The following is a 21,455-nucleotide window of genomic DNA, read 5'->3' on the forward strand; positions in this document are numbered from 1 at the left end:
ACGAGAAGATGAATTCTTATGACCCAATACGAAGAAGATTTTAAACAAATAATCGTTGAACTCAATCAAACTGAACGCTCTGTCCGAGGCTTATCGAAAGAATATGGCACATCTGAAGCAGCGATTTATAAATAGAAAAATTTATATGTGCCAAACCACTCCACAGGATTGACTGGAAAAGAAGCAGCTGAATTAAGGAAAGAAAACTTGATATCTTAAAAAAATCCGCCATCATATTCTCTCGAAAGACTTAACCTTATTTGTTCAATTCATTGAAAGTTGGTGTGTAATTCACACAGTTTCTTCATTGTGTCGTTTATTAGAAATTTCTAGAAACGTCTACTATTTCCATAAAAACAAACCGTTGATAGTTACAGAAATCAGAAATAATAAGTTGAAAAAGATCATTTCAACGATCTTTTTTAAGACTAAACTGCGATATGGTGCAACAAAAATACATCACGTGTTGTTATAAGATCAATTGTAGTTAAGAAATATAGACTTCAAAAGAGAACATCTTAAATCAGATCTTTTATACGGACATAAAAAAGAACCCTAAACCTATATATACCAAGGTTTAGGTTTGAATGATGCGGCCAAGAAGACTCGAACTTCCACGGGGTTGCCCCCACCAGCCCCTCAAGCTGGCGCGTCTGCCATTCCGCCATGACCGCAATTCGTACGATAATATTAGTTATAATAACTACTTAAATCTATGATAAAATACGGTCTTACTTTTGTCAATCTTTCCTGAAATTTCTAACTATCGTTTCTGTTTATAATCATAAACCTGACACAGTTGCTCATAAGCTAATTGAACAGATTCAGGAATTTCCACAGCACCAATATAATTACGTCCATTTGGCCCATAGCCATTTTCATCATTTCTTAATCGATCAATTTCACCTAAAACCAAAGAGAAAAAATAATCTTTATTCCATAAACCGTTAAGACGATTATCTTCAAACGTAATCCTTTCATCAACTGTTTTAACAAAAGGAACGATTGGCACATAATTAGTGAAATGTGCATGGGTTTCTTGCCATTCTTTGTGAAAAGTTTCTTTGGTTCTTCTTTGTAATATGGGGTCTTGTAGTAACAAAACTTTTCTAGGATTCAAATCACTTTCCTGTACCTTTTCCAATGAGAAACTTGCATTCTCACCAGAATTTGTTGATTCCGTTTCAATTAAGAATTGATCTTTGTCTAAATGATATTTTAACTTGAAATAGTCTAGATACATTTCAGTTTCACAAGAACCGCTAATATTCATTCCTATATTTTTAAAATTTTCTCTTAGGAATGGTGTGGCATGACCAATACCACCTACAAGCATAAATGCAGAAGCTTTTTTTTGTTTATACAAATGAATCAACTCATCTGCAAGATAAGGAAGACTATTTCCAGCTAATATCGCTAAATCATAGTTTTCAGTCACTTCTTCTTTTGCAGCTAAGTAGTCAATCACTTCATTCCATTGCGGAATCATATTCTTATCCCTACCTTATAAATGACGAGAATAAAGCACTAAGTATACTTCATTTCAACCATATCAATTTCTAAAAAATAAAGCATTTGGAAATAAACCGAAATGCACAAAAATTTTTAAAAGTATTTTCGTGCATTCCTTTCTTTCATCCAAATGCTTTTATTTCAGCGTCTTAGGTACATTTATTTATGTGTACTCAACTCGACTAACTTTCCTCGACATTTTCCACAAACAAAGCGCTGCGTATTGATTTTTCGTTTTCTTAATATTAATGTTTGGCATTTTTCACATTGATATTGATGATAAGACTGTGGCTTTTGTTCTACCAACGGACGAACATAGCGACTGCCGCCCGTTTGTTTTAATAGTGTTTTAAAATCGACATCTTTGTGTTGATAGCCTTTACCTTCAATATGAAGATGATAATGACAAAGTTCATGTTTGATCACTTTGATTAATTCATTTTCACCATAGATCTCAAAAACTTTTGGGTTAAAATCAATGTTATGAGAACCTAAATGATAACGCCCTCCAGTTGTTTTCAAGCGTCGATTAAAGTATGCTTTGTGCTGAAATTTTTTTCCGAAAGAAGTTGCTGAAACTGCTTCTACCAATTGTTGTAATTGTTCGTCTGTCAATTCTTGTTTTTCTTCTTTAGAAAAACGATTCAAAATCAATCTTTCCTTTCAGCTTGAGGCAACATCGTTAGACTGATACGCCCTTTCTTTTGATCCACGTCTTCCACCCAAACAGTAACGACATCTCCTACTGCAACAACATCGGTAGGGTGTTTCACAAATTTTGTGCTAAGTTTTGAAATATGCACCAAACCGTCTTGTTTTACACCAATATCTACAAAGGCACCAAAATCAATCACGTTACGGACAGTACCTTGTAGCTCCATGCCTGATTTAAGGTCTTCCATTGATAAAACATCTTTTCTTAAAAGAGGTGCAGGCATTTCATCACGCATGTCTCTTCCAGGTTGTACCAATGCTGCAATGATATCTTTTAATGTTTCAGTCCCAACAGACAATTCTGTTTCTAACTGTGTCAAAGATAATCCTTTGAGATTTTGCGCAGCTTCAGAAGTTCCAAGTTCTGCTAATTTAACGTTGGCCTTTTCTAATATTCCTTTAGCAATATCATAACTTTCTGGGTGGATCCCTGTGTTATCTAATATATTTTTACCATTTGGAATCCGTAAGAATCCAATTGCCTGTTCGTAGGCTTTTGGTCCTAAACGGGGAACTTTTTTCACTTGATTACGAGCTGTAAAAGCGCCATTTTCATCACGATAAGTAACTAAATTTTGAGCGGTTGTTTTATTTAAACCGGAAATATGCTGCAATAATTGTGGGCTAGCGGTATTTACATTGACGCCCACTTGGTTAACTGCTGTTTCTACAACAAAATCCAGTTGCTCTGCTAAACGCTTTTGAGAAACGTCGTGCTGATATTGACCGACACCAACGGCTTTAGGATCGATTTTCACTAGTTCCGCCAATGGATCCTGTAAACGTCTAGCAATGCTGACAGCACTTCTTTCTTCTACTTGAAGATCTGGAAATTCTGTTCGTGCCACTTCACTTGCAGAATACACCGAAGCTCCTGCTTCATTGACGATCACATAAAAAACTTCTCGTTTGATTTGTTTTAATTGTTCCGCTACAAACAATTCTGATTCACGGCTGGCAGTTCCGTTCCCAATAGCTACCATCTCAACTTGATGCTCTTCAATCAGCTTGTTAAATGCTGGACCTGCAGCTGCACGCTTTTCACCTGAGGCTGGTTTGTGAGGATAAATCACTTGGATAGCTAACACTTTCCCAGTAGCATCAACAATAGCGATTTTACATCCTGTACGATAGGCCGGATCAAATCCTAAAACCACTTTGCCTTTCAAAGGCGGTTGCAACAATAGATTACGTAAATTTTCACCAAAGATATTAATTGCTTGTTCATCCGCTTTTTCAGTTAATTCATTGCGAATTTCACGCTCAATTGCTGGGCCAATAAACCGTTTATAACTGTCTAAATAGGCTGTTTCAACATAAGATGCAGTTGGTGATTGCTTGTTATCTCCAATCAACTGACGATTTAAATATGCACTGATTTTGTCTTCTTCAATTAAAAGAGCCACTTTTAAAATGTCTTCTTTTTCGCCGCGATTTGTCGCTAGTACTCTATGAGAAACCATTTTACTCACTGGTTCTGAAAAATCATAGTACATTTCATAAACGGATTTTTCATCTTTTTCTTCATCTTTGACTGAACTCACGTATTGACCATGTTTGAATGTGAAATCACGGATCCATGAACGAAACTTCGGTTCATCAGATACTCGTTCAGCGATAATTTCATGAGCACCTTGCAATGCAGTTTCAGCTGAATCAACTTCTTTTTCTAGGTCAACATATTTTTCAGCTTCTGCTATTACATCCCCTTCTACTGGAAAGCTCATTAACCAGTCCGCTAAAGGTTCTAAGCCTTTTTCTTTGGCAATAGTGGCTTTGGTACGTCGCTTTTGTTTATAAGGACGATATAGATCCTCCACTTGTTGCATTTTTGTAGCTTTTTGAATAGATTTAGCCAATTCTTCTGTCAGTTTGCCTTGTTCTTCAATTAGTCTTAAGACTTCTTCTTTACGTTTTTCTAAATTACCTAAATACGTATAACGCTCTTCGATTTCTCGAATTTGTACTTCATCTAAGCTTCCTGTCATTTCTTTACGATAACGAGCAATAAAAGGAACAGTGTTGCCTTCACTTAACAAAGTCAGCACTGTAATTATTTGTTTGGGACGATATTCCGTCAATTCTTTTTGAAGTAAATCAACTACTTCTTGGTTATAAGATTCTGCCATATTTTCATACCTCTCTTCATTAACATACTGTTCCATTCTAGCATATTTTCCCTTTGAAATATAGGAACAGACAAAAGCTTAAAAATGGCTTTAGGGGATTCTGTTAAAAATCAGGCTGCCATGGTCCGTTTAAATTTTGGTACTCAATATCTTGTACAATTCCTTTTTGGTCGAAAATCACACCATGAACTGATCCACCAAAAACAGCCCCTCCATCAATCCCGATTTTATTATCTGAAAGCCATAAATCAGTTGTCTCCATATCTCCATGAAGCATTGGTGTAATCGTATGACCAAAGACGATTTTCTTCCCAGTCTGATTCTTTCCTTGATGAAAAGCTTCTCTAATCCAGATAAAGTCATGGGCACTCGTTTCATGCCAATCTTTTTTTGTTAAATCAACACCTGCATGAACAAAAATGTAGTCTTTCCATTCAAAATACAATGGAAGCTGCATCAAAAATTCAATTAACTCTTTGTATCTACTGCGGATCATCATAGCAATTTCCGTTGGCGAGTATTCTTCAGTGGCTCCTTTATGAAGCAAACTTTCCATCGTCTCTTTTCCTCCATTACGGACGTAACTTGTAAACCAATCTTCCGGTTTGTTTAAAAACTGCAGGAAATATTCTTCATGATTTCCTCTAAGATAAACTGCGCCATAAGTTTCGGATAATTCTTTTCCAAGTAAAAAACTCTCTTTTGTTTTCGGTCCTCGATCATTTAGATCCCCTATTAGGACTAATTGATGCATAGATTCGTCATAATATTGGACTAAGGCTTTAAATAAATCGTATTCTCCATGTATATCACTGATTGCGTAGACAAAGTCTTTCATTGTTCTATCTCCTTTTCAGCATTCTTTTATTTATTATAACGCAAGAATCAAAAAGAGTTTCTCAAAAAAGATTGTTTTTTGAAATGAGTTATTTTCCCCATAAAATGTGCCGAAAGAAAATGATCACCACGCAACTGCTGAAAAGATTTTCAACTATTTTCTACTTCACAAAAAAATTATTTCAAATAATCGACTTCAATTATCAGAATATTCTTGACAAACACAAACGAACCATTTAATATTAACTTAAAGTAATCTATATCATTCTTTCGAAGTTTTTATTTTATCGTGGTATTTCCATCTACGGATGGTAGAAATAAACATTAAAACTAATCGCTGGAGGTGAAAATCATGTTTGAACTTTTAGGAATTGGAATTATTATTGGAATTACTATTCGTTTTTAGTAATTTTTGCGACAAAGAATAATTTGTAAAAAATACGAAATGAGTACATTCACTACTTATTTCGTGTTTTTTTTTACAAAAGGCATTTATTTTAACACTCATTTTAGCTTATCCATTACTTCATCTAAAGATTTCACACTTCTTACGATCTTTTTTATCTTTCAGAAAATTACCCTCTAAGAACTACTTTTCTTTTAACATTTCAATTTCATCATTACTGATTTTTTAATATTTTTATACGCGAATAAAAAAATTTTCTTCCTCATTTAAATTTATAGTATTTTTCTTCATTTAAAAACATTAATTTAGGAATAGTTAAAAATTATTCTTAGACTTTTATTTAAAAAGAGAGTAAACTTACATAAATGACAGCATGTCATAAAATTAGTAGAAATGAGCTGAAATGTATGAAGAAAAAAACAATTTTCGGTATTCTTGCAGTCATCATCATTGCAGTCGTTATTTTCTTGTTTGTTCAAGGAAATGCTGACAAAAGCAAATCAATTACTGTTCGAACAGGTGAGGTAAAAAAAGAAACGATCGTTGAAAAACTATCAACAACAGGAACATTAATTCCCAACCAAACACAATCACTTATCGGCACAGGTAACGTGATTGATGTTAATGTACAAGTCGGTGATAAAGTAGAAAAAGACAAAGTTTTAGCAACTTATGACAATGGTTTACAATTAGTTGCAGCTTTCAACGGTACAATCACTCAAGTCAACATTAAATCAAAACAACCTGATAACAATGCGCAACAAGGAAAACCATCAATCCAATTAGATGACCTTTCTACATTGAAAGTCCAACTAGAATTGTCTAACTCCGAAGCTTCCGCTGTAGCAATCAATCAAAAAGCAGACATCTCAAGCGACAATCAAACATTTTCAGGTAAAGTTGCTGAAAAAGATCCAGTTGCAGTTAGCGCACAGTCAGCAGCAGGAACAGCAGCAAGTTTAGGGGCAGTTGTACTATTTGACCAAGCTCCTGAAAACCTGTTCGCAGGTTTTGATGTTGACTTGGATATCACAACAAAGACAGTTGAACATGCGATTGCCTTACCAATTGAAGCTTTGACATATAATGATAAAAGTGAACCTATCGTCTACGTTGTCAAAGATGGTAAAGCGAAAGAAACAAAAATCGAGATTGGCAGTCAGTCCGATAAATTGATCGAAGTAAAAAATGGATTAAAAGAAAAGGAAACGGTAATTCTTTCTCCTAACTCTGATGTCAAAAACAATACTGAAGTAACCAAAGAATAGAAGGTGAAACGATGATTGATTTAAAAAATGTAGTAAAAATCTACCGTACTGGCGGAGAAGAATTGGAAGCTTTAAAACATGTTTCTCTGCATATCTCTGAAGGTGAATTTACTTCTATTATGGGGCCTAGCGGTTCTGGTAAATCGACGATGATGAACATTCTTGGATTATTGGATCGATTCGATGAAGGAACGTATCACTTAAATGGACAAGATGTCACAAATCTGACGAGCAATGAAAGCGCCCATGTTAGAAACAAAGAAATCGGTTTTGTTTTTCAATCCTTTAATTTGATGCCTCGGATGTCTATTTTAGATAATGTAGCTTTACCTATGGTTTACTCAGGTATTTCAGCTAAAGAGCGAAAAGAACGAGCCCTAGAAGCTTTAAGAAAAGTCGGATTGGCTGATCGTGTCACCCATAGACCAAATGCCATTTCAGGCGGGCAAAAACAACGAGTGGCAATCGCTCGTGCAATCGTAAATGATCCAGCGGTTTTGATGGCTGATGAACCGACTGGAAATTTAGACTCAAAAACCACACTCGAAATAATGAACATCTTCCAAGACTTAAACGATACCGGTACAACAGTGGTAATGGTCACCCATGAACCTGATGTAGCTCAATACACTAAACGAATCGTATCATTTAGAGATGGAGAAATTATCGGCGATCAACAAGTGAAGGATCGAAAAACACTATAGAAAGGAGCCGCTCTTATGGGAATTATTGAAAGTTTCAAAATGGCGATCGATAGTATTTTAGCTAATAAGATGCGTTCGTTTCTAACCATGTTAGGAATTATTATTGGGATCGCAGCGGTTATTGCTATTTTGGCAGTTGGAAACGGTGCAACCAATCAGATCACTGGTACCTTTAGTGATTTAGGCGCTTCGACGATTTCCGTTTCTACAAGCCGAGATGCCACAGAGAGTCAAAAAATCACCAGCAAAGATATTAAAGCTTTAAAAGACGGTATTCCGCAAATCGATCATGTCTCACCTGTTGTTTCAACCCAAGCGGTCGGGGCTGCAAATGAAAAATCAAAACCAACCTTGATCATGGCTGGAACCCCGGATTTACAATATACTAACCAAACAATGGATAAAGCGATTGTCTATGGTCGTTATTTCAATACAACTGAATATTCAGAAAGCAGCAAAGTAGCTGTAATTAGCGCTGATACGGCTCGTTATTTTTTTAACGGACGTGAGAATGTCGTTGGTGAAAAGATCAACTTACGAGGACAAAAAGGACAGCTCAGTGTCCGAATCATCGGTGTCACTAAGAGTACAGTAGAAAAGATGGTCGGCTCTTTTGATGAAGAAGAGATAATGGGCTATATCTCTATTCCACTAACAACAGCAACTAACCTAAATCCTGATGCAACAAAAATAACTAGCTTAACAGTAATCGTAAACTCTAAAGATGACATAGATGCTGTTTCTAAGCAAATTGTAAATATTCTATCAGTTCGTCATAACACTATAGGAGAAAAAGTATATACAGCAACCAACTTCCTACAAGCACTTGATCAAGTCAATAACGTTTTAGGATTGTTCATCAACTTTATCGCCGCAGTTGCTGCAATTGCTTTACTCGTTGGAGGAATAGGTGTGATGAATATTATGCTGGTTTCTGTCACTGAACGAACCAGAGAAATCGGAACAAGAAAAGCTTTAGGGGCAACTGACAGCAACATCTTATTCCAATTTCTTACAGAATCCGTAATCTTATGTTTAATCGGTGGTTTAATTGGATTGACTTTAGGAGCCATCTTGGCTGTTACTGTTGCTAGTGCTTTAGACATTACTCCTCAGTTCACATTAGGATCAATTGTCGCTGTACTTTTGTTCTCAAGTGCTATCGGTATATTTTTTGGTGTTTATCCTGCAAGAAAAGCAGCAAAACTTGATCCAATCGAAGCATTACGATATGAATAATTTGGGGGATTATCGTTAAAAAAATCAGGATGAGAAGTGTTTCTCTCTCCTGATTTTTTATTTATACTGCTTTTATCATTCCAGAGGAAATAACGTCAAATAACTCCTTAGGAATTTGAAAATGTCCGAATCGTAATCTGGAACGATACTCTTGCCACAATGGATCATCTGCAACTGCTTGTAATGAGATCGCCTCACTATTTTTTACAAAAGCAACATTCTTTCTAAAAGGAACAAAGTCAGGCGCCATTTCAAAAAGATAGGCATCACCTGCCAAAATTTGTCCCAATGCAATAAACTGCTGACAAGGTTCTTTGCTTTTAAATCTTTTCTTTGGCGCATAATAAATCAGCCAGTCCCCTTCTTTCATTCTATTCAAAGGTGCTGATTTCCCATGACATAATTGACAAAAACCGCCTGCTACACCACGATTCACATGATCTTTTGATGCGACACCAATCCAGTAATTCATATCATCTCCTCCTTCCATCTTTATAGTTGAACTATTTCTCTACTGTCCATTCCTAAAATGACGATAGCTTCTGAGAAATGGATTTCATATAGTTCTAACATGGCACCAGCTTGTTTTATATTTTCTTCATAACTAGGTATTTTTTGAGTCCATTTCTCTCTAACATCATAAACAGTTAATTCACTTTTATGCACTTGAGCCTCTTTCACTCGAACATGACTTGTGCTTGTTATAGGAATTGTCGTAAAAGCTATGTTGGGATTTGCCTGAAATTCTACAATTTTCTGATTTCCTTTAAATGTTGAAAAAAACAGACATTTCTTGATCTCATCATAGAAAAAACTGACGATACGTACATTAGGAATTTCTCCTACACTAGTGGCTAAGGCAATCTCGGTTTGCTCATGCATTATTTTTTTAAATGCTTCTATTGTTTCCATAAAATATTTACTCCTTTATTTTTCAACTTGTCTAACTGACAAGTTCATTCTAGCAAACAAACCCTGACAACAGATTGTCAGGGTTTGTTAAAGTAAATATTTTACATTAATTTTTATTTAGCTACGACTATAATTTTTTTAAATCCCAAGTGATTACATCGCCATCTTTTGGAAAATATTCAACAGCCATTACTTCCGCTTGTTTTCCATTTATATCATATAACCAATACTTACTTAATTTTGCATCTTGCTGATGTCCATCAATTCCGCTAATAAACTCTTTATCCATCTCCACTTTATAATTAGTTTCAAGAATTGTTTGAAGGGATTCATTCTTTTTAACTTTTAGTTCTTTTTTATCGAATTCTTTACCTTCTTCTTTTAAGATAATCGTTACATTTACCAAGTCTTCCTTTGCTTTTTTTGACTCTTTTGTATCTGATGTTTTACCACATGCCCCTAACAAAAAAATAATCGTTACGACCATTGCTGCTTTTATAATTTTTTTCATTTTAGTTCCACCTTTTTCTAAATTATTTTATATCGTATTTGATTAAAATACGTTGAAGCTTTGTCCGAATAACTCTATATAACAAACACGAAAAGAATGCATTTGAAAAGCAATAAGAAATCGTATATGGTACAGCTGTAACGAGTAAAGCCAAGTATCTCTGCCAAGAAAAATAGCGATCAATGGAAAATACGGTCCAAGTGTCCATAAAAAATGAAAAGAACATCCCAGCTAAAATACCATAAATAGCTAAATACCAGTAGCTCTTCTCTAAAGTTTTTCTAATCCAGGGAAGACCTGCGATAAATCCAATCATTCCCCATGAAAACATTTGAAACGGCGTCCACGGTCCTTGACCAAATAATATATTTGACGTAACAGCTGACAATGAACCTACTAAAAAACCAACTTCAGCACCCAAACAAATCCCACAAATAATAATGATTGCGGCCATCGGATTAATGGCTGGAATCATATAGAATAAAAACCTGCCTAATACTGCGATTGCCGTTAATACCGCAATCAAAACCAATTCCTTTACATTCAGTTGTTTTTTCTCATAACGATAATAAATCGGAATACAAGCACTTATAACTAACAACATAGAAATAATTTGATAGTGGCTACCTTGAAATAAAGCAATTCCCAAAATAATTAGAATCGTTATAACTAAAATTTTCAGCAATACACTTTTATTCATCAGCAACTCCTTTTGCCTCAATATATGCGGCGATTACTTGATCTGTTGTAACTAACTCTGAAAATGTTTCACGAGAGATTCTGCTAGCTGCAGTTGTGTAAAAAGTCTGATGACTAAAAAATTCATTGGGTATCCCAGTCGTCAATACATCATTCTGGAAAAATAATCCACAGCGATCTGATAATTCAGCCGAAAAATCTAAATCATGTGTCACAACTAAAATCGTCTTTCCTTCCAATGATAATTTTTTTAGTAATCTGATCAACTCTTTTTTCCCATAATTGTCGATTCCTTTAGTTGGTTCATCTAATAGTAGTACTTGGGGATCAGCTAAAAGTAGTTTGCCAAGTGCGGCACGTTGGCATTCTCCTCCACTTAAATCAAGAGGATGTTCCGTTAAGATTTCTTTTATATCAAGGGCATCTGTGATTTTCTCAATTAATTTCTGTTGTTCTTGTTCATCTACCTTTTGATTAAGCAAATAATTTTTGTAATCATCTACTACCGAATCTCTAATAAACATTGTTTGTGGATTCTGAGGTAAGTAGCCAATCAGTTGCTGCATTTTTTTGATTGGCTGATTGAACAGCGTCACTTTGCCGAGATAACATTTTTGAATGCCAGCAATTACTTTTAATAACGTAGTTTTTCCTGTTCCATTCCCTCCGACTAGAGAAAAAATTTCTCCTTCATACAAATCAAAATCTATACCCGCCAAAATATCTCGGCTATTTTTTTCATAGCGAAACCAACAATTTTTCAATTGAACACTCGTATTTTGGTTATTTTTTACTTGTTGAATTTTATTTTTATTTTGTTTATCTCTCCTACTTGAAAAATGTTGTGCTAAAAACCGTTTGCCGTCAATAACGGTAATTGGTGTTTTTCCACTTTGGCCACTTTCAAGATAAATTTGTACCGCACTAGGTAAGCTTAAAATAAAACGAGTCAGATCAAGTTTACTACTCTGGATTCCTTGGGAAATATTGGCGGGTTCTTCTGAAAAGATCACTTGACCTTTATCTAAAAGCACCACCTTACTTACTAATGAAAAAACTGACTCTAAACTATGTTCTGCTAATACTATCGTTAAGCCCATTTCTCGATTTAACCTGACTAAGATATCTACAAAGTTCTGGGCAGCAATCGGATCAAGCTGCGTTGTCGGCTCATCTAAAATCAAGACATCAGGCCTCATCACTAAAACAGAAGCTAAATTCAACAATTGTTTTTGTCCACCAGATAGATCTTTTGTTTGAGCTTCGACTAATTCTGGGATTCCCAAAAAATTAACCATTTCAGCGATTCGATTCTTTATTTCAGAAGGCGTAAGTCCTATATTTTCCAATCCAAAAGCTAGTTCATGCCATCCTTTATCCGTTACGATTTGATTTTCTGGATTTTGCATAACATAACCAATCTTACTAGCGGAGAAAACATCTGGGATAGTAGAGAGATTTTCTTTGTTTAAATAGATCTCTCCAATTTTTGTCCCTGATGGTGTTAGTTGAGGTTTTAACATTTTTAAAAGTGTCGACTTCCCACTTCCAGAAGCTCCACAAATCAAAATAAAGTCTCCTTGGTTTACAGAGAACGAGACATTATTCAAGACCTTTTTTTCACTGCCAGCATATTGAAAACTTAAATCTTCGATTTCAAGATAGCCCAAAAAATCACCTCCCATATTCGTTTAACCATTGGTAAAAACGCTAAAACAACAACGAAAAGATAACTTTCCCAATGTTGCTCTATTAATAAAAAGATATCGTCCTGATAAGGGTAATAATTAAATTGATAGTTTCCAGTCATTATATAAAACAAAAACAAACAACCAGAACCAACTATTGCCAACAGGGACACCGTATCCATTTTCCTCCACGGATACGTTAGTCTGCTACTTCTAGTCGTCACACCATACCCTCTTGCTTTCATTGAATCTGCCGTATCCATCCCATTCTCAAGAGACCAAGAAAATAAATTTCCAAATAAATCTAAACCATAAGAAGCTTTTTCCTTTAAAGTTGCCTTATTTGTTTGCTGAATTTTTTTTTGCACTTGATTTAGTTCTCGATAATACTGCTGAAACAACGGGATAAATCGAAAAACCATTACTAAAATCAATGCTACTTTGGGAAATCGTTCCCCAAATAGATAAAAAAATTCTTCGCTATCTACCGCAGACTGAAAATTTTGAAACAGGTAAATAACCGTTGCAATCATCATTCCCATAAAAAAACCATACACAAAAGCTTCTAGTGTAATTGGTTTATTTAAAAAGAAAAATAAAATTGTACCGCCTCGATGAACAAATAAAGGATTTGTTATAGTGATCATTCCTAAGAAAATCAATGGATACATGATTGAACGCTTCTGTGTCTCTTGCAAATCAATTAAACGTATAATTAAACTTCCCAAAAAGCAACAAGCAATAATCAACGGATTGGTTGTCCACATCACGATTATGAGCATTACTAAATAATAACAGGAAATCACAAGTGGATGTCTTTGTTTAAACAAATATTTGTTCATCACACACTTCCTTCCTCCATTAATTAGTAGATCTATAGTACAGTAAGCAATAAAAAAACAGCCATAACTTTTACCAAAGCACGCTGCATGTAAAATAATTATTTTTTATAACATAAAGATTCATAAAATCTTAAACAACACCACAATTATATAAATTTATTTATCCAAAGTCAACATCTCTTAAACGACAGACCGATTAAAAATAATCTGTAAAACATCACGTATATCTTTTTCCCAAAAACAGCTAATTTTTCGTTATAATAACAGAGTTAACCAAGATAAAAAAGAAGGTGTATCTATGAAAACTGAACGACTACCTGCAATCATTATGATTCTATTAGATAAAAAACAGATCAGTGCTTCTCAATTAGCTGAAATGTTAGAAGTTTCTGTCCGAACCATTTATCGAGATATAAATTCCCTAGGCGAAGCTGGTATCCCTGTAACTTCTTTTCCCGGTGTAAATGGCGGCATACAAATCATGGATAACTACAAGATAGACAAACAATTTTTCACTTCTTCGGATATTACATCTTTGCTAATAGCCCTGGAAAGTTTATCCAATAATGTATCTCCACTACAATTAAATCAAACCTTTGAGAAAATAAAAACACTTGTTCCAACACAATTCTTAGAAGAAATTGAATTCAAAACCAATCAAATCGCTATCGACTTAACACCTTGGACAAGTAATCAAACACTGCAACCATTTTTAGAAATCATCAAAGTAGCAATGGATCAGCATCAGCTTCTTTACTTCAATTATGAAGATAACCAAGGAAAGAAAACAAGCCGAACAGTGGAGCCTTATCGACTTGTATTAAAAGAAATCAGTTGGTATCTTCAAGCGTATTGTAACGAAAAAAATGATTTTAGAACGTTTAAGGTTTCTAGAATGAACGAATTAACCTTACTTTCAACGAAATTTGAGCCACAAAAATTCCAACCAAAGCCCTTAGGAAAAGAACCTTTTTATGGCAAACAGTTTACCATGACTACGTTAGAAATTACTCATAAAATCAAAGACCAACTCGTAGATAAATTCGGACAATTGAATTTTTCTCCTTCCTCTAATTCCGAAAAATTGATTGTTGAATTTCCCTTTATGGAGGATGAATTTGGCTACAATCTACTTTTAGGATTTGGAAATCAGTGTGAGTGTATAGAACCTCAACATGTTAGAACTGAACTAAAACGACGGATTGAACATTTACTTGAACTGTATCAAGAATAATAAAAAAGCCTCATAAGTTGTACCGAGCATGGTACGACTTATGAGGCTTAAAAATACTATTTCTTTTTCTTACCGCCAAAAGCATCTTTCATTTTATCAAAGAAACCTTCTTCTTGCTGTTCACTTACTGTTTGACCGCCCGCTTTAGCAAACGAACGTAACGCTTCTTTTTGTTCTTCGTTCAAGTTTTTAGGTGTAATGATCTTGACCTTCACATGTTGATCACCATTTGCTCCACCACGTAAACGAGGTGCACCTTTCCCTCTTAAACGGAAGTTTGTCTCTGTCTGAGTCCCCGCTGGAATCTTCAGCTTAACATCGCCATGAACAGTTGGTACTTTGACTTCATCGCCAAGTGCAGCTTGAACAAAGCTTAATGGCAAGTCATAATAAATTTCTGAACCTTCACGGTCAAAAATATTACTGTCTTCTACATTAAATACTACATATAGATCACCATATGGTCCTCCATTTGTTCCAGCTTCTCCTTGGTTAGCCAAACGCATTTGTTGTCCGTCTTCAACTCCCGCTGGAACATTGACTTTGACTTTATGCGCTTTTTTCTCATGTCCAGTACCATGACAAGTCGGGCAAGGGTCTTTAATTTCTTTCCCAGTGCCATGACAAACATCACAGGTTTGACGGCTCATTACACGTCCTAGTGGTGTTTGACGTTCAACATTGATTGAACCTGAACCATGACATTTGTGACACGTCTCTGGATGAGTACCAGGTTTTGCTCCGTTACCGCCACATGTTTCACAATTATCTTCTCGATTATACTTGATCTCTTTTTCCACACCAAAAATCGCTTCTTCAAACTTAAGATTAACTGTATACTGCAAATCAGCACCTTGTCTTGGGGCTGTCGGATCTACACTACGAGAACCGCCGCCAAAGAATGAATCGAAAATATCTTCGAAACCACCAAAGCCGCCACCTGAAAAACCGCCGCCGCCAAAGCCTCCGAAACCACCAGCTCCGCCTCCATAATTTGGATCAGTGCCAGCATGACCATACTGGTCGTAAGCTGCTTTTTTCTGTGAATCACTCAATATCTCATAAGCTTCTGAAACTTCTTTAAATTTTTCTTCAGCATTTGCTTCTTTATTGATATCTGGGTGATATTGTTTTGAAAGCTTACGGTAAGCTTTTTTTATCTCATCATCTGAAGCACCTTTTGCCAATCCCAGGACTTCATAATAATCTCTTTTCGTAGCCATTAGTTCCCCTCCAACTATTATTCCATTTATTCTAAAAAAGGACCGACGCCAATTTTTTTGTATAAAAACATCGTTGTAATCATACCATAAATTAAGTAAAAGAAAAACAGCTTCACTTAATTTATCATCCAAATGCTCTTAGAAATAAAGATAGGCAAAGACCAAAGCGATGACTTTGGTCTTTGCCAGCTTGTTAACGATTATTTATCGTCGCCTTCTACTTCTTCAAAGTCAGCATCTACAACATCATCTGCTCCACCTTGTGCAGCTTCAGGATTTTCTTGCGCTTGTTGTTGCGCTGCTTGTTCATAAAGTTTTACTGTTAAGTTTTGAACGATTTCGTTTAATGAATCACGTTTTTCTTTCATTTGTTCAATATCATTCGCTTCAACAGCTGCTTTTAATTCATCACGAGCGTCTTCCGCTTTTTTCACTTCGTCTGCGTCTACTTTGCCTTCAAGTTCTTTCAATGTTTTATCAACAGTGAACAACAAAGCATCCACATCATTACGTAAATCAACTTCTTCTTTACGCGCTTTATCAGCTTCAGCATTAGACTCAGCGTCTTTTACCATACGTTCGATTTCGTCGTCTGATAGACCTGAAGAAGATTTAATTGTAATTGTTTGTTCTTTTTGCGTTCCTAAATCTTTAGCACGAACGTTTACAATACCGTTTTTGTCGATATCAAAACTTACTTCGATTTGAGGCACACCACGAGGCGCTGCTGGAATATCTGTTAATTGGAAACGACCTAATGTTTTGTTGTCTGCTGACATTGGACGTTCACCTTGTAATACGTGAATATCTACTGCTGGTTGATTATCAGCCGCTGTAGAGAAGACTTGTGATTTACTTGTTGGGATCGTTGTATTACGATCAATCAATTTAGTAAACACTCCGCCCATTGTTTCAATCCCTAATGATAATGGTGTAACGTCTAGTAATACAACATCTTTTACATCACCAGTAATAACGCCACCTTGAATCGCAGCACCCATTGCTACTACTTCATCTGGGTTCACTGATTTATTTGGTTCTTTATTTGTTTCTTTACGAACAGCTTCAACTACAGCTGGAATACGTGTTGATCCACCAACTAAAATAACTTCATCGATTTCAGATGGGTTTAAGCCAGCATCTTTCAACGCTTGACGTACAGGAATTTTAGTACGCTCTACTAAGTCGCTTGTTAATTCATCAAATTTCGCACGAGTTAAGTTCATTTCTAAGTGTAATGGACCAGCGTCTCCTGCTGTGATAAATGGTAAGCTGATTTGTGTTGATGTTACACCTGATAAATCTTTTTTCGCTTTTTCAGCGGCATCTTTCAAACGTTGAACAGCCATTTTATCTTTAGATAAGTCAACACCGTTTTCTTTTTTGAATTCTGCTACCATGTGATCGATGATTTTATTATCAAAGTCATCCCCACCAAGTTCGTTATCTCCTGCAGTTGATAATACGTCAAATACGCCATCACCTAATTCAAGGATCGATACGTCAAATGTACCACCACCAAGGTCAAATACTAATACTTTTTCATCTTTGTCTGTTTTGTCTAAACCATATGCTAATGCTGCAGCAGTTGGTTCGTTAACAATACGTTCTACTTCTAAACCAGCGATTTTACCAGCGTCTTTTGTTGCTTGACGTTGTGCATCGTTGAAGTATGCTGGAACTGTGATAACAGCTTTATCAACTTTTTCACCTAGATATTCTTCAGCAAAACCTTTTAAATATTGTAAGATCATTGCTGAAATTTCTTGTGGTGTATAAGATTTGCCATCTGCTTCTACTTTGTAACCAGCTTCGCCCATATGACGTTTGATTGATGAAATTGTGTGTGGGTTTGTCACTGCTTGACGTTTTGCAACTTCACCTACTTGGATTTCACCATTTTTAAATGATACTACTGAAGGTGTTGTACGGTTACCTTCAGGATTTGCAATAATTTTCGCTTCTCCGCCTTCTAATACTGCAACTGCAGAGTTTGTTGTTCCTAAGTCAATACCAATAATTTTACTCATAATTAATGATCTCCTATCTTCATTTTAATTTTTAATTTTTTTCAATTTATATTATGCAAGCAGTTCTTTCTGATGCTTATTGAGCAACAATAACCATGCTTGCTCGTAAAACGCGGTCATGTAATTTATAGCCTTTTTGCAAGACTTCAACGATAGTATCCGCAGGTGTTTCCTCACTTGCTGGAATTGTTTGAACTGCCTGATGTAAATTAGGATCAAAAGTCTCACCCATTGTTGGGATTTCTTCAATTCCTTCTTCTTTCAATGCTGCTTGTAAACTTTCAAGAACCATTGAAATTCCTTTTTTCAAGCTCGCACCTTGTTCATCGGCAACTTCAATTGCCATTGCACGTTCTAAATTATCGATTGAAGGTAATAATTTTTTACCTAAGTCTTGTGATCTGTAACGAACAAGTAATTCACGTTCATTTTTGAAACGATTGCTCATATTGGCAATCTCAGCTCGTGCTCTTAAAAACTTATCTTCCATTTCCGATAGTTCAGCTTGAGCATTTTCTAATTCTGTCATTTCAGCCTCTGTTTCGGACACTCCTGAATCATCAATTGCTTCCATATGTTCCTCTTGTATTTCTTCGTTTGTTTCTTCTTTCTTACTCACTCTGCAACTTCCCTTCTCATTTCCGTAGAATTAATTGGAATTCTATATTTTAACTTTTTACTTATTCATCAAGGTAACGATAATAAGCACCAAGTTTTGAAGCTAATTCATGGCGAAAAACGTCCACTAAACCGAACATTTTCGAGTACGGCATACTGGTAGGTCCTAATAAAGCTATAGTTCCTTTACCGTGTCCTGCTACCTCATATGTTGCCGTAATCATGCTCATATTGTCAAGTAGTTCGTTGCCAATTTCCGAACCGATTCTAATCGCTATCTGTGTATCTGTTCTTTCATCTGTAGTTAACAAATGCGTGATTGCATCTGTATTCTGCATAAAGGAATAAACAGATTTTAGTTGGTTTATGTCACTTTGTACGCCAAAATCTAAAAGATTCATTCGTCCACTAACAAAAACTTTTTCTTCAAACGCATGTCCTAACATGGCATCAAATAAATTCATCATACCATCCGGCGTTTGAAAGTAACGATGTAAAATCATCGGAATTTCTGTCCGTAAACGATGGTAGACTGTCAAAAGTGGTTGTCCAACTAATTTATCGTTAATAATTTGGGTCATTTTTTCTAAGTCTTGGCTTGAAACAGATGCCGGAATCGCAAATACTTGGCTTTCTACATTACCTTTGTCGGTAACAATAATCGCTATGATCTGTCGGTCGTTCAATGGAACAATCCGAAAACCAGTTAATCTTCGTTCCTTCACTTCTGGTCCTAAAGAAAAAGCAGTATAGCTAGTTAAATCTGAAAGGATTTCAGCTGATTGTTCAATGATATCATTGATTTCATGAAACTCTTTTCCTAACGAATGACGGATTGTTTCCAACTCATCACGTTCGATTTCAGCTGGGCTTAATAAATGATCTACGTAATAGCGATAACCATCCATTGATGGAATTCTGCCAGAAGACGAATGCGTCTTTAACAGTAATCCATGTTCTTCTAAGGCCTTCATGTCGTTACGAATCGTTGCAGAACTTGATTGAATGCCATCATCCATCAATTTCTTTGATCCTACAGGAGTCCCTGTATTTGTGTATTCTTGGATGATAAGTCGCAAAATATTCTTTTGTCTTTCCGTTATCATAGTTACCACCCTTCATTAGCACTCATGTCGTTTAAGTGCTAATACAATTATTAATATATCAAGTTCTTTCATAATTGTCAAGAGAAAAACACACCTTTTTAGCACTCTTCAATGATGAGTGCTAAAAAATAAAAAAGCTGAAACAGAGCGACTTAAGCTCCATTTCAGTTCTTTGGTTTAAAAATTTATTCTTTATCTATAAGAAATTCTTCAAACACATCATTCCCGACAAAAAGTCCTTTTTCAGAAAGTTGAACGTGTTCATTCTTTTCTACCAATAAACCTTTTTGTACTAGCATAGGAATTTTTTCTTTGTACACTTCATCTAAAGCTAAACCAAATTTTTCTTTGAACCGTTGTTTAGAAACACCATCTTTTTTTCGTAGTCCTAAAAAAAGCTCTTCTTCCATTTGATTATTTAATGTTAGGATCTCTGTTTCAACTGTCGGCAGCTGATTTTCTCTTAATGGTTTCAAGTAATGTTGGATTGGACCGTGATTGCGATAACGAGTATGTCCCAAATAACCACTAGCTCCTGCTCCAAATCCATAATAGTGATCATTGTTCCAATAAACTAAATTATGCTGACTTTCTTGTCCTTTTAAAGCAAAATTACTCACTTCATATTGATGACGCCCAGCTTTTTCCATGGCAGTAATGGTTTCTTCAAACATTTGCGCTTCAACTTCCTGATCTGGCAACTGCAATCTTCCTTGGCGAACCCAGTTCATAAACATTGTCTTGTTTTCTAAAATCAATGAATATAGAGAATAGTGAGGCAAATCAAGTTCAATCGCTCGTTCTAACGTATCTCGGAATCCATCTAATGTTTGTCCAGGTAAAGCATAAATCAAATCGATACTCACATTCATAAAATCTTCTTTTTCCAAAAATTTCATTGTATCGTAAACATCTTCAGCTGTATGTTTGCGACCGATTTTTTTCAATAACTGATTATCAAACGTCTGTACACCCATCGATAATCGATTTACACCATATTCTTTCATCACATGTAATTTTTCTTGGGTTAAATCCCCAGGATTGGCTTCTACCGTGAACTCATTTTTAGCGTCAAACGGCAATAATTCTCTTACGCCTTTAAGTAACACAGCTAATTGCTTGGCTGAAAGTGACGTTGGTGTTCCACCGCCAATATAGATTGTTTCAGTATCTTTACTTGGGTACTGCTCTTTTGTTAAACGTATTTCTGTTAAAAGACTTTGAATATATTCATCAACTGGCTGGCCTTCTAAAAAGACTTTGTTGAAGTCACAGTAATAACAGATATGTTCGCAAAACGGGATATGAATATACGCTGAGATACCGTTATTGTTTGGTTTGTTTATTTTTGACATTTGTTTATAAATCCTCCAAAAATTGTTTTTCTCACTGCATTGAAATATAGTATTATGATATGCAGTGAACAACATAACAGATAAGTCAACACTCTACAAGTATTAACTTTAGTTTGCTTGATACAATTTTATCATATAGTTATTTCAATGCTATGACAATATACGCAAAAAAATCCTTAATTTTCCGTAAGGATTTCGTTCAATTAATTACATTATACTAATAGAAAAGAACATCGATAGTCAAAAACAAAATGCTTCTTTACTGAAACAATTGCTAGCTACTCATTACAATTGTTAATTTTACAAAAAGCCAAAAAATCCACACTACTCTATATTTTCGTCGATTGCTCCTACCGATATTCCGACTGTTCTCTTTCATACTATACAATTAATTTTAGATAACATTTTTTAATTCCTATCTAAAAGCC

Annotated in this window: 19 protein-coding genes and 1 tRNA gene; 4 read left to right on the top strand and 16 right to left on the bottom strand. The window is 35.4% G+C overall.

Annotated features, from left to right (window positions below):
* Positions 1-591: 591 nt before the first annotated feature.
* From BCR23_RS06520 to BCR23_RS06540, 5 genes are all read right to left on the bottom strand, one after another.
* Positions 592-674, bottom strand: a tRNA-Leu gene (locus BCR23_RS06520).
* 89 nt (positions 675-763) lie between these two features.
* A complete protein-coding gene (locus tag BCR23_RS06525; protein ID WP_069634683.1) occupies positions 764-1,489 on the bottom strand; it encodes a YdcF family protein in 726 nt (241 codons plus the stop codon).
* A 182-nt stretch (positions 1,490-1,671) separates the two neighbouring features.
* Positions 1,672-2,160, bottom strand: coding sequence for a SprT family protein (locus tag BCR23_RS06530; RefSeq protein WP_069634684.1), 489 nt, complete (start codon positions 2,158-2,160; stop codon positions 1,672-1,674).
* A 2-nt stretch (positions 2,161-2,162) separates the two neighbouring features.
* Positions 2,163-4,355, bottom strand: a complete 2,193-nt coding sequence (locus tag BCR23_RS06535; RefSeq protein WP_069634685.1) for a Tex family protein — start codon at positions 4,353-4,355, stop codon at positions 2,163-2,165.
* Positions 4,356-4,458: 103 nt separating this feature from the next.
* Positions 4,459-5,193, bottom strand: coding sequence for a metallophosphoesterase (locus BCR23_RS06540; protein ID WP_069634686.1), 735 nt, complete (start codon positions 5,191-5,193; stop codon positions 4,459-4,461).
* A gap of 812 nt (positions 5,194-6,005) precedes the next feature.
* Between BCR23_RS06540 and BCR23_RS06545 the strand changes: the two genes are divergently transcribed.
* Genes BCR23_RS06545 through BCR23_RS06555 form a run of 3 tightly spaced genes read left to right on the top strand, consistent with a single transcriptional unit; the run spans position 6,006 to position 8,809 of the window.
* Entirely contained in the window at positions 6,006-6,866 is an 861-nt protein-coding gene (locus BCR23_RS06545) for an efflux RND transporter periplasmic adaptor subunit (protein ID WP_069634687.1), read from the top strand.
* 11 nt (positions 6,867-6,877) lie between these two features.
* On the top strand, positions 6,878-7,570 hold the full coding sequence (locus tag BCR23_RS06550) for an ABC transporter ATP-binding protein (RefSeq protein WP_069634688.1): 693 nt from the start codon (positions 6,878-6,880) through the stop codon (positions 7,568-7,570).
* 15 nt (positions 7,571-7,585) lie between these two features.
* Positions 7,586-8,809, top strand: coding sequence for an ABC transporter permease (locus tag BCR23_RS06555; protein ID WP_069634689.1), 1,224 nt, complete (start codon positions 7,586-7,588; stop codon positions 8,807-8,809).
* A gap of 61 nt (positions 8,810-8,870) precedes the next feature.
* Here BCR23_RS06555 and BCR23_RS06560 read toward each other — a convergent pair whose 3' ends face one another.
* The 6 genes from BCR23_RS06560 to BCR23_RS06585 form a co-directional block, all read right to left on the bottom strand.
* Positions 8,871-9,281 carry an EVE domain-containing protein gene (locus BCR23_RS06560; RefSeq protein ID WP_069634690.1) on the bottom strand — a complete coding sequence of 137 codons (411 nt, stop codon included), beginning with the start codon at positions 9,279-9,281 and terminating at the stop codon, positions 8,871-8,873.
* A 20-nt stretch (positions 9,282-9,301) separates the two neighbouring features.
* Positions 9,302-9,721 carry a pyridoxamine 5'-phosphate oxidase family protein gene (locus BCR23_RS06565; RefSeq protein ID WP_069634691.1) on the bottom strand — a complete coding sequence of 140 codons (420 nt, stop codon included), beginning with the start codon at positions 9,719-9,721 and terminating at the stop codon, positions 9,302-9,304.
* Positions 9,722-9,848: 127 nt separating this feature from the next.
* Positions 9,849-10,232, bottom strand: a complete 384-nt coding sequence (locus tag BCR23_RS06570; protein WP_069634692.1) for a DUF4430 domain-containing protein — start codon at positions 10,230-10,232, stop codon at positions 9,849-9,851.
* 22 nt (positions 10,233-10,254) lie between these two features.
* Complete coding sequence (locus BCR23_RS06575; protein ID WP_083241904.1) at positions 10,255-10,932, bottom strand: ECF transporter S component; 678 nt, start codon at positions 10,930-10,932, stop codon at positions 10,255-10,257.
* Entirely contained in the window at positions 10,925-12,601 is a 1,677-nt protein-coding gene (locus BCR23_RS06580; protein ID WP_083241905.1) for an ABC transporter ATP-binding protein, read from the bottom strand. The genes BCR23_RS06575 and BCR23_RS06580 overlap by 8 nt, the downstream gene beginning before the upstream one ends.
* A complete protein-coding gene (locus BCR23_RS06585; protein ID WP_069634694.1) occupies positions 12,574-13,461 on the bottom strand; it encodes an energy-coupling factor transporter transmembrane component T in 888 nt (295 codons plus the stop codon). Before BCR23_RS06585 ends, BCR23_RS06580 begins: the two co-directional genes overlap by 28 nt.
* 298 nt (positions 13,462-13,759) lie before the next feature.
* Here BCR23_RS06585 and BCR23_RS06590 point away from each other — a divergent pair, with 298 nt between their 5' ends.
* Positions 13,760-14,695: a helix-turn-helix transcriptional regulator gene (locus tag BCR23_RS06590; protein WP_069634695.1), complete on the top strand. Its 936-nt coding sequence runs from the start codon at positions 13,760-13,762 to the stop codon at positions 14,693-14,695.
* 56 nt (positions 14,696-14,751) lie between these two features.
* Here BCR23_RS06590 and dnaJ read toward each other — a convergent pair whose 3' ends face one another.
* From dnaJ to hemW, 5 genes are all read right to left on the bottom strand, one after another.
* Positions 14,752-15,918, bottom strand: a complete 1,167-nt coding sequence (dnaJ, locus tag BCR23_RS06595) for a molecular chaperone DnaJ (RefSeq protein ID WP_069634696.1) — start codon at positions 15,916-15,918, stop codon at positions 14,752-14,754.
* Positions 15,919-16,118: 200 nt separating this feature from the next.
* Positions 16,119-17,948 carry a molecular chaperone DnaK gene (dnaK, locus tag BCR23_RS06600; protein ID WP_069634697.1) on the bottom strand — a complete coding sequence of 610 codons (1,830 nt, stop codon included), beginning with the start codon at positions 17,946-17,948 and terminating at the stop codon, positions 16,119-16,121.
* Positions 17,949-18,024: 76 nt separating this feature from the next.
* Positions 18,025-18,567, bottom strand: coding sequence for a nucleotide exchange factor GrpE (grpE, locus tag BCR23_RS06605; RefSeq protein WP_069634698.1), 543 nt, complete (start codon positions 18,565-18,567; stop codon positions 18,025-18,027).
* Between the two features lie 61 nt (positions 18,568-18,628).
* On the bottom strand, positions 18,629-19,672 hold the full coding sequence (gene hrcA, locus BCR23_RS06610; protein WP_069634699.1) for a heat-inducible transcriptional repressor HrcA: 1,044 nt from the start codon (positions 19,670-19,672) through the stop codon (positions 18,629-18,631).
* A 185-nt stretch (positions 19,673-19,857) separates the two neighbouring features.
* A complete protein-coding gene (gene hemW / locus BCR23_RS06615) occupies positions 19,858-21,027 on the bottom strand; it encodes a radical SAM family heme chaperone HemW (RefSeq protein ID WP_069634700.1) in 1,170 nt (389 codons plus the stop codon).
* Positions 21,028-21,455: the final 428 nt, after the last annotated feature.

Origin of the sequence: Enterococcus quebecensis (assembly GCF_001730365.1) — a bacterium.
GTDB lineage: Bacteria > Bacillota > Bacilli > Lactobacillales > Enterococcaceae > Enterococcus_L > Enterococcus_L quebecensis.

Bases quoted from the DNA above. Each gene is read 5' to 3' on its own strand.
- dnaJ (WP_069634696.1), bottom strand. From the start codon at position 15,918: ATGGCTACGAAAAGAGATTATTATGAAGTCCTGGGATTGGCAAAAGGT.
- hrcA (WP_069634699.1), bottom strand. From the start codon at position 19,672: ATGATAACGGAAAGACAAAAGAATATTTTGCGACTTATCATCCAAGAA.
- BCR23_RS06545 (WP_069634687.1), top strand. From the start codon at position 6,006: ATGAAGAAAAAAACAATTTTCGGTATTCTTGCAGTCATCATCATTGCA.
- BCR23_RS06590 (WP_069634695.1), top strand. From the start codon at position 13,760: ATGAAAACTGAACGACTACCTGCAATCATTATGATTCTATTAGATAAA.
- dnaK (WP_069634697.1), bottom strand. From the start codon at position 17,948: ATGAGTAAAATTATTGGTATTGACTTAGGAACAACAAACTCTGCAGTT.
- BCR23_RS06535 (WP_069634685.1), bottom strand. From the start codon at position 4,355: ATGGCAGAATCTTATAACCAAGAAGTAGTTGATTTACTTCAAAAAGAA.
- hemW (WP_069634700.1), bottom strand. From the start codon at position 21,027: ATGTCAAAAATAAACAAACCAAACAATAACGGTATCTCAGCGTATATT.
- BCR23_RS06585 (WP_069634694.1), bottom strand. From the start codon at position 13,461: ATGAACAAATATTTGTTTAAACAAAGACATCCACTTGTGATTTCCTGT.
- BCR23_RS06575 (WP_083241904.1), bottom strand. From the start codon at position 10,932: ATGAATAAAAGTGTATTGCTGAAAATTTTAGTTATAACGATTCTAATT.
- BCR23_RS06570 (WP_069634692.1), bottom strand. From the start codon at position 10,232: ATGAAAAAAATTATAAAAGCAGCAATGGTCGTAACGATTATTTTTTTG.
- BCR23_RS06565 (WP_069634691.1), bottom strand. From the start codon at position 9,721: ATGGAAACAATAGAAGCATTTAAAAAAATAATGCATGAGCAAACCGAG.
- BCR23_RS06560 (WP_069634690.1), bottom strand. From the start codon at position 9,281: ATGAATTACTGGATTGGTGTCGCATCAAAAGATCATGTGAATCGTGGT.
- BCR23_RS06555 (WP_069634689.1), top strand. From the start codon at position 7,586: ATGGGAATTATTGAAAGTTTCAAAATGGCGATCGATAGTATTTTAGCT.
- BCR23_RS06540 (WP_069634686.1), bottom strand. From the start codon at position 5,193: ATGAAAGACTTTGTCTACGCAATCAGTGATATACATGGAGAATACGAT.
- BCR23_RS06550 (WP_069634688.1), top strand. From the start codon at position 6,878: ATGATTGATTTAAAAAATGTAGTAAAAATCTACCGTACTGGCGGAGAA.
- BCR23_RS06525 (WP_069634683.1), bottom strand. From the start codon at position 1,489: ATGATTCCGCAATGGAATGAAGTGATTGACTACTTAGCTGCAAAAGAA.